This window comes from Plectonema cf. radiosum LEGE 06105, assembly GCF_015207665.1.
GTDB lineage: Bacteria > Cyanobacteriota > Cyanobacteriia > Cyanobacteriales > Nostocaceae > Rivularia > Rivularia radiosa_A.
Window position 1 is genome coordinate 1 of record NZ_JADEWL010000237.1, and the last position, 5,882, is coordinate 5,882.

4 protein-coding genes are annotated in these 5,882 nt (G+C 38.2%); 2 read left to right on the forward strand and 2 right to left on the reverse strand.

What is annotated here, in order from left to right; genetic code table 11:
* Positions 1–163: 163 nt before the first annotated feature.
* The gene (locus tag IQ247_RS31065) at positions 164–799 is read left to right on the forward strand and encodes a TenA family protein (protein ID WP_193925956.1); all 636 of its coding nucleotides are present in this window, start codon (positions 164–166) and stop codon (positions 797–799) included.
* A gap of 216 nt (positions 800–1,015) precedes the next feature.
* Here the strand turns inward: IQ247_RS31065 and IQ247_RS31070 are convergent, their stop codons facing one another.
* Positions 1,016–2,332: a serine/threonine protein kinase gene (locus IQ247_RS31070; protein WP_193925958.1), complete on the reverse strand. Its 1,317-nt coding sequence runs from the start codon at positions 2,330–2,332 to the stop codon at positions 1,016–1,018.
* Positions 2,333–2,347: 15 nt separating this feature from the next.
* A complete protein-coding gene (locus IQ247_RS31075; protein WP_193925960.1) occupies positions 2,348–3,673 on the reverse strand; it encodes a serine/threonine protein kinase in 1,326 nt (441 codons plus the stop codon).
* Positions 3,674–4,067: 394 nt separating this feature from the next.
* Here IQ247_RS31075 and ilvD point away from each other — a divergent pair, with 394 nt between their 5' ends.
* On the forward strand, positions 4,068–5,741 hold the full coding sequence (gene ilvD, locus IQ247_RS31080) for a dihydroxy-acid dehydratase (RefSeq protein ID WP_193925963.1): 1,674 nt from the start codon (positions 4,068–4,070) through the stop codon (positions 5,739–5,741).
* Positions 5,742–5,882 lie beyond the last annotated feature (141 nt).

The following is a 5,882-nucleotide window of genomic DNA, read 5'->3' on the forward strand; positions in this document are numbered from 1 at the left end:
GATGGGGAGATGGGGAGAAATAAATAACAACTAACCACTAACAACCATCAACCATCAACTAACCACTAACAACCATCAACCATCAACTAACCACTAACAACCATCAACCATCAACCATCAACTAACCACTGTCAACTGTCAACTGTCAACTGTCAACTGTAAAATGTCTATTTCTGATGAGTTGTGGAAAGAGAATTTCGATTTAGCTCGCTGTTGTTTGCAGCATCCTTTTGTTCAAGGAATTGCTAGTGGTAATTTAGAGCGGCAGAAATTCGCTTATTATGTGGGACAAGATGCTTTTTTCTTAAAATCTTTTGCTCGTGCTTATAGTATTGCTGCTGCTAAATCACCAGATTTTTCCGTATTCACCACCTTTCATAATCTAGCTGGTGGAGTATTGGAAGAATTACAGCTACATCAAAGTTATGCTCGTGAGTGGAATGTGGATTTACAAGTACAGCAACCGGGTAATACAACTCGTCGTTACACAGATTTTCTACTCGCAACTGCTTGGGGTGGTGATATTGGTTTAATTGCTGCTACTATGTCTCCCTGTATGGCTTTATATGCTTTTTTAGGTACAGAATTAGCGCGAGATGGTATTCCAAATCATCAATATGCAGACTGGATTCGTACTTATAGCGGTGCGGATTTTCAACCTTTAACGGAACAATTAGCACAACTTCTTGATACTTATGCAACTAATAGCGCAACAGTTGCTTCCGCTTATAGATATGCAATGTCTTGCGAATTAGACTTTTTTCAAGCAGCGTGGGAGCGAAATAGGAGTTTTGAGTGAGAAGTGAGAAGTGAGAAGTGAGGAGTTAGGAGTTTTGAGTTTTGAGTGAGAAGTGAGAAGTGAGGAGTTAGGAATTAGGAATTGTAGAGACGGGGCGTATTGCTACGTCTGTACCGAAGTGAGGAATTTAAAACCCTTAATTGATAAAATTGTTTTAAATGCTCTGAGTGTTTATCAACAATAAATTTGATTATAAATCGCTAATCAACACTCTACTTAAAATTTTAACCAATCTGCTATTTCATTGATCAACCAATAACGTTCTATAGTTGATAAAGGAGTAGTAGTAATTTGTTTCTTATTAATTAATTCAATAGTTACGCCCATCGGTGCTGAGGCTACTTTCTTATTCTCTTGATAAATCTCTCGAATATTTTTATTTTTACCAGCTTTTCGCCAAAAACAAAACCCAAATAATTTCCATTTAACTTCAAAGTTATCGTGGTCAAAATACAAATCTGTATGTCCAAACAATAATAAAAAAACTAGTGAAATTCCGACAAATAGCGAAAAATAAATGACATTTGGAAAAGACCAAAATATATAAGTGTTAATTATGATATTGGTAATTTGGGGTACAAAAGCGACAATAAAACCCATTAAATATAAAAAACGTAATGATTTACCTCCACGTCTAGGGATTTTAATTTCAAGATAGTTAGCTGTTTTTTGAAGTTGGATTTTACTACCTTTTGGTTTATGCTTTGTAATAGCAGGACTCAAAGTATCTTTGTTTTCGAGGGCAGCAATTGCATCATTTGCGGAGCTAATTCTATCATTAATATTTGGTTCAGTAAGTTTACTAATCCAATTAACTAATCCCAAATCGATGCTAACGAGATTAGCAAATTCGATTCGAGAATTTTGATGCGGTAAATCCGCAGGATGAGTTCCTGTTATCAAATGAATTAAAGTTGCACCTAATGCATATAAATCGGATGCTCTTTGTGTACGCCCTGCAAATTGTTCCATTGGTACATAACCGTAAGTTCCTGCTACAGTAAAAGTTGCACCTTCGGCGACTGCTTTATCTTGTACTGCACCAAAATCAACTAAATAAACTTGTTTATCTTTTCCTAAAATCAAATTACTCGGTTTAATATCGCGATGTAATACAGGTGGTTCTAATGAATGTAAATAAACTAAAATATTTAATATTTCAACTGCAATATTTTCGACTTGCGATTCGGAAAATCGCTGTCCTTGGTTGAGTAATTCTTGCAAAGACACTCCATCAATATAACTTTGTACTAATATAAACCAAGGAAATCTTGAACCTGGTAAATTGTCTATAATAAAATAATCTTGATATTTGGGAATGCGGGGATGGTTGAGTTTTTTTAAAACTTCACCTTCGCGTTCAAATAATTTATGTTCTTCCCACTGAATTTGAGGATTTAAAGTAAGTAGTTTTAAAACCACTTGTTGTTGCGAAATTAATGATATCGCTAACCAAGTTTGACGACTACTATTTTGTCCTAATTTTTTTTGTAATTGATAGCGATTATCGAGTATTTGTCCTGGTTCTAACATTTTCCCTCAATTAAATTAAATTCCTAACCAATTTCTAATTTCTGAAGCTATGTGTTGACTTTCTTTTTTTGTTAAACCTGTCTTTAATCGACCGAATGAATATTCATCGACACCGACAGCTAAAATTATTTCCAGCACTTTTTTATAACCCATACCTCCAGTTCGGGAAATATAAGCTTTTTCAATTTCTAATACATTGCCACGCTGTTTTCTTAACGTCATCCCAAATAATTTCCATCTAATTTCAAATTTTTTATGATTAAAAATAATCTGATTTTCTACAAATCCAGGTAATGTCAACCAAGCGGCAATTAAAGCACCTAATATAAAAAACAGCAAACCCACCCAAGTACTTGCCATACCACCAGAATTGAGAATAAAATGCATCCATAGAAATAATGCACCTCCTCCAAATATCAATTTAATTGGACTTTCATCGCTAGAAATATAGATTTCTAATTTCTTTAATGATTTGTTTATTGATAATACGGAAGGATCTAAAATCTGGTTATCTATATTATGATTATTTATTGCTAGTTCATTTGTTTCAAGTGCTTTGAGTGCCTCCGTTGCCCTCCCAAAGCGGTATTCTAAATTAGGTTCAGTCATTTGCTGCAACCACTTAATCAAGCCAGGGTTAAATTCGATGAGATGGGAAAATTGCATCCTCGAATCAAACTGTGGTAAATCTGCTGGTGAAATACCAGTAGCTAAATGGATCAAAGTCGCTCCCAGTGCGTAGAGATCGGATGCAGGTGTCGCCCTTCCCCCAAACTGTTCTAGAGGTGCATATCCGTAGGTACCAACCACTGTAAATGTAGCCCCTTCTGCTGCAACACGGTCTTGAACAGCACCAAAATCAACTAAGTATATTTGATTTTTATTTGTTGATTCGTCTAATAATAAATTGCTGGGTTTGATATCACGATGCAAAACCGGGGGATTGAGTTTATGAAGATAAATCAGGATTTTCAAAACTGCGATCGCAATTTCCCTAACCTCAGTTTCGCTAAAAATTTTCCCAGAAGCAAGCAATTCCTTAATAGATTTTGCTGCAATGTATTCCTGAACTAAAGCAAAATATATAACATCGCGCTCAAGAACAAAATCATCGTAGTATTGAGGAATGCGGAGATGGTTTAATTGTCGTAGTACCTTTGCTTCGCGTTCAAAAAGCTGTATATCATACCACTGTAATTGATCATTAGCTGTCAGCAGTTTAACAACAACTTGTTCTTGATTTGTCAAATCCCGTGCTAACCAAGTTTGACGAATCGCACTTTTACCTAGCACTCTTTGAAGTTGATACCGTTCTACTAATATTTCTTCTGCTTGTAACATCGTACTCCGTTCTTTAAGGGGTACATGATAATTTGAGTTTGCATATAACTATATCGAGTACATATAAACTTTCTACAGTTGCTCAATATACTTTTGGTATGTATGTTTGATTATAAACAATTAAAATATCTAACCCTGCTAACGTACTTTCCTTAAACCTCCTTATTCCTCTGCGTAAACCTCAGCGCTCCTCTGCGTTGAAAAAGCTTTCCTTTGTCAACCGTGCTTGTTTCACAAAATGTAAATATCATCTTCATTAAGCTTCAATTTCCAACAAACTAATAAGTTTTTCAGTTTATCTATATATCCAGTTTATAGTTTCTGATATTTTGAGATAATAAAGCGGATTATTCAGCGCTAGCGATGATAGATGCTGGCGTAGAGGGGAATCAAAATGTCAGATAATTTTAGAAGCCGAGCTATCACCCAAGGAGTGCAGCGATCGCCAAATCGAGCGATGTTGCGAGCAGTTGGTTTTGGAGATCAAGATTTTACCAAGCCGATTGTAGGTATTGCTAATAGTTTTAGTACCATCACACCCTGCAATATGGGCATCAATACGCTAGCGCAAAGGGCTGAGAAGGGTGTTCGCGATGCTGATGCAATGCCGCAGATGTTCGGTACAATTACGATTAGCGACGGTATTTCTATGGGAACTGAAGGGATGAAATATTCCCTGGTGTCGCGAGAAGTAATTGCCGATTCCATTGAAACCGTTTGTAATGGACAAAGTATGGATGGAGTACTTGCCATCGGTGGTTGTGATAAAAATATGCCAGGAGCGATGATTGCCATTGCTCGGATGAATATCCCGGCAATTTTTGTTTATGGTGGTACGATTAAACCCGGACATCACAATGGTCAAGATTTAACTGTTGTCAGCGCTTTTGAAGCGGTAGGGGAATACAGTTCCGGTAATCTTAAAGAAGAAGAACTTTTAGCAGTTGAACGGAATGCTTGTCCCGGTGCTGGTTCCTGCGGTGGAATGTATACTGCGAATACCATGTCTTCTGCTTTTGAAGCTTTGGGTATGAGCTTGCCTTACTCCTCTACAATGGCAGCAGAAGATGAGGAAAAAGCTGATAGCACGGAAAAATCGGCTCAAGTCTTGGTAGAAGCGATACATCACAAACTTTTACCCCGTCAAATAATTACTCGTAAATCTATAGAAAACGCTATTTCCGTAGTGATGGCGATTGGTGGTTCTACAAATGCAGTATTGCACTTTTTGGCGATCGCCAATGCTGCGGGTGTGGAATTAACCATTGATGACTTTGAAACCATCCGCGCTAGAGTTCCAGTATTGTGTGATTTAAAACCAAGCGGTAGATATGTAGCCGTAGATTTACATAAAGTTGGCGGTATTCCTCAAGTGATGAAAATGCTGCTTGCTCATAATTTACTCCACGGTGACTGTATGACTATTAGCGGCAAAATCATCGCCGAAGTCTTAGCAGATATTCCGGAAGAGCCACCCACAGACCAAGATGTTATCCGTCCCTGGTCAAACCCAATGTATAAACAGGGACACTTAGCTATTCTTAAAGGTAACTTAGCTAGTGAGGGAGCAGTTGCCAAAATTAGCGGTGTGAAAATGCCCAAAATAACAGGTCCAGCGCGGGTGTTTGAATCCGAAGAATCCTGCTTAGATGCCATACTTTCTGGGAAAATCAAAGCCGGTGATGTGATTGTAGTTCGCTACGAAGGACCAAAAGGAGGTCCGGGGATGCGAGAAATGTTAGCACCTACCGCTGCAATAATTGGCGCACGTTTAGGAGATTCAGTCGGTTTAATTACTGATGGGCGTTTTTCCGGAGGAAGTTACGGAACAGTAGTCGGACACGTAGCTCCAGAAGCCGCAGTCGGTGGAACTATCGCCTTGGTGCAAGAAGGGGATAATATAACAATTGATGCCAGTGCGCGGTTATTGCAACTAGAAGTATCTGACGCAGAAATAGAAAAGCGTCGCGCTAAATGGAAACCACCAGAACCCCGTTACACAAAAGGTGTTTTAGCAAAATACGCCAAATTGGTATCTTCGAGTAGTTTGGGTGCGGTGACGGATTAGAACAATTTTGGATTTTGGATTGGGAGTGAGGAGTTAGGAGTTAGGAGTTAGGAGTTAGGAGTTAGGAGTTAGGAGTTAGGAGTTAGGAGTTAGGAGTGAGGAGTTAAAAATTATTTCTCCCCATCTCCCCATCCCCTTGTC

What these genes read in the sequence shown, in the direction of transcription:
- IQ247_RS31065 (WP_193925956.1), top strand. Translation starts at nt 164, where the DNA reads ATGTCTATTTCTGATGAGTTGTGGAAAGAGAATTTCGATTTAGCTCGC.
- IQ247_RS31070 (WP_193925958.1), bottom strand. Translation starts at nt 2,332, where the DNA reads ATGTTAGAACCAGGACAAATACTCGATAATCGCTATCAATTACAAAAA.
- IQ247_RS31075 (WP_193925960.1), bottom strand. Translation starts at nt 3,673, where the DNA reads ATGTTACAAGCAGAAGAAATATTAGTAGAACGGTATCAACTTCAAAGA.
- ilvD (WP_193925963.1), top strand. Translation starts at nt 4,068, where the DNA reads ATGTCAGATAATTTTAGAAGCCGAGCTATCACCCAAGGAGTGCAGCGA.